Source organism: Bradyrhizobium sp. (assembly GCF_049798375.1).
GTDB lineage: Bacteria > Pseudomonadota > Alphaproteobacteria > Rhizobiales > Xanthobacteraceae > Bradyrhizobium.
This window is the reverse complement of record NZ_JBARGP010000759.1, coordinates 1-2101: the sequence shown is the minus strand read 5'-3', so window position 1 is coordinate 2101 and position 2101 is coordinate 1. Positions and strand designations below refer to the sequence as shown.

Annotated in this window: 2 protein-coding genes and 2 pseudogenes; all 4 read right to left on the bottom strand. The window is 65.3% G+C overall.

The window, feature by feature from the left end; translation table 11 throughout:
* Nucleotides 1–126: pseudogene (locus tag WA702_RS29160) on the bottom strand (pyridoxamine 5'-phosphate oxidase family protein); the annotation flags it as partial.
* Nucleotides 104–751: a phosphonate metabolism protein/1,5-bisphosphokinase (PRPP-forming) PhnN gene (gene phnN / locus WA702_RS29155; protein ID WP_425113999.1), complete on the bottom strand. Its 648-nt coding sequence runs from the start codon at nucleotides 749–751 to the stop codon at nucleotides 104–106. The pseudogene WA702_RS29160 and the gene phnN, both read right to left, overlap by 23 nt.
* The gene (locus tag WA702_RS29150; protein ID WP_425113998.1) at nucleotides 748–1905 is read right to left on the bottom strand and encodes an alpha-D-ribose 1-methylphosphonate 5-triphosphate diphosphatase; all 1158 of its coding nucleotides are present in this window, start codon (nucleotides 1903–1905) and stop codon (nucleotides 748–750) included. The genes phnN and WA702_RS29150 overlap by 4 nt, the downstream gene beginning before the upstream one ends.
* Nucleotides 1906–1919: 14 nt before the next feature.
* Nucleotides 1920–2101: pseudogene (locus WA702_RS29145) on the bottom strand (phosphonate C-P lyase system protein PhnL); the annotation flags it as partial.

The following is a 2101-nucleotide window of genomic DNA, read 5'->3' as shown; positions in this document are numbered from 1 at the left end:
GAACGGCGACTTCTCGATCATCACCCGGTAGTGCGGCGTGACATGATCGGCAACCTTGGCTGTCGACGACAGGCCGGTCTCACCATAGATGGCCTCGAGCTGATCAATCGTGCTGACGATCGACATTCTGCGCTCCCTTCCCACTCAGCATTCGCGCCCTGGCCGGGCCGCGCTCACCTTTGATGATTTGCGTCAGAACCGCAGCATGCTCCCGGGCGTCACCGACATTGGCGATCGCGACATCGGGCACCAGCGCAGCCCCATCGACCGCGCGATACAATCGCTTGTCGAGATCGGCGTCGCTGCTTCGCCCGCGCGCAGCAAGCCGCGCGGCGAGAATCTCCGGGGGAGCCGTGATCGCGACCACGATGACATTGGCATAGCGCCACCTGAGGGCATCGATCACACCGCGCGACACGTTGACGACGACGGCGCGTCCGGCGCCAATATCGTCGTCGATCGCGCGCGGCAAGGCATAACGATGACCATGCGCCTCCCAGTGGAGCGCAAAACGGCCATCGTCCAATGCCTGGCGAAACGCCGCAGCACTCATCTCTTCATTGTCTTCGAAGGCCGACGCACTCCGCGTCACGACGCGGCGTGGAAACACGATGTCGGGATCGCCGGCGCATTCGGCCCGCGCCAGATTGATCAGCGTATCCTTGCCTGCGCCGCTCGGACCGACCACCAGCACGAGCCGGCCTGGGCCAAGCTTGATCAATTGATCGGTCTGAGTGGCTGTCACGCTCATGCCACCCGCCGTCCCTGGCGCCAGACGCTGCGCACCACGGGAATATCGCCTGCAACCTGAACGCGGATCAGATCGGCCCGCCTGCCCACAGCGACCTCGCCACGGTCGGGCAGACCCACGGCCTCGGCCGGTGTCTTGGTGACGGTGCGGATCGCCGCAGCCAGATCGATCGCGGGCACGCGCCTTGGCAATTGCATCGCCCCCATCAGCAGGCTCGACGGGATGTAGTCCGACGAGAGAATGTCGAGCATCCCTTCTTGCGCAAGATCGATCGCCGCGATGTTGCCGGAGTGCGAGCCGCCACGCACCACGTTCGGCGCACCCATCAGAACGCTGATGCCGGCGCGGTGCAACCCGCGCGCGGCTTCCATCGTGGTCGGAAACTCAGCCACGGCGATGCCGTCCCGGACCGCGTCGGCGACGTTCTCGTCCGTCGTATCGTCGTGGCTTGCGAGCGGAACATTATGCCGCTGTGCCAGGGCAACGATCTCCCGCAGGTTCGGCGCCGCATATTCTTGCTGGTAAGCAGCTCGTCGCGCAAACAGCACGTCGAGCTCGGCGTCAGTCTTGCCGCCGCCCTTGCCGCGATAGTAGTCGCGCAGCTTGCCTTCGTCGCGAAACTGGCGCTGTCCCGGCGTATGGTCCATCAGTGACATCAGTCGCACGTCGGGACGGCCCGCGATCGCCCTGGCTTCTTCGACGACCGTCGGCATTGGCACCTCGCAGCGCAGATGCAGGAAGTGATCGGCACGCAGCAGGCCGTCGTCGCGCGCATTCCCGATCGCGTCGGCCAGCATGCCGGCGGCGCCGTCGACGCCGCTGGCGCCCTCTTCGGTCCAGACACGCAGAGAGTCCAGCACTGTCGTGATGCCCGACGTTGCGAGCTGCGCATCGTAGGAGATCACGGCGGCGATCGGATCCCAGTATACCTTGGGCCGCGGCACGAAATGCGCTTCAAGCGCATCTGTGTGCAGTTCGACGAGGCCCGGCATGATGAGATCGCCGGCCGCGTCGTCGCTGTGCGCGGGCGCTGTGCCCTCGCCGATTTCGGCGATCTTGCCCTGCGCAACGGCCACCCAGCCTTGCTCGATGACCCGATCGGCCAGCACGACCCGAGCGTTGCCGATCACGATCTCGGAATTGCTTGACCTCATGTCTCATCTTTCCTTCATGCCGCGGCCGCAAACGTCGTCACGTCGACGATGCGATCTGCGATGGCGTGGCGGATCTCGTCATCATGCACGATCGCCAGCATCGCCACGCCCGCGCGCTTCTTGGCGTCGATCAGGTCGACCACGACGGCGCGGTTGGCCGCATCGAGCGATGCCGTCGGCTCGTCAAGCAACAGGA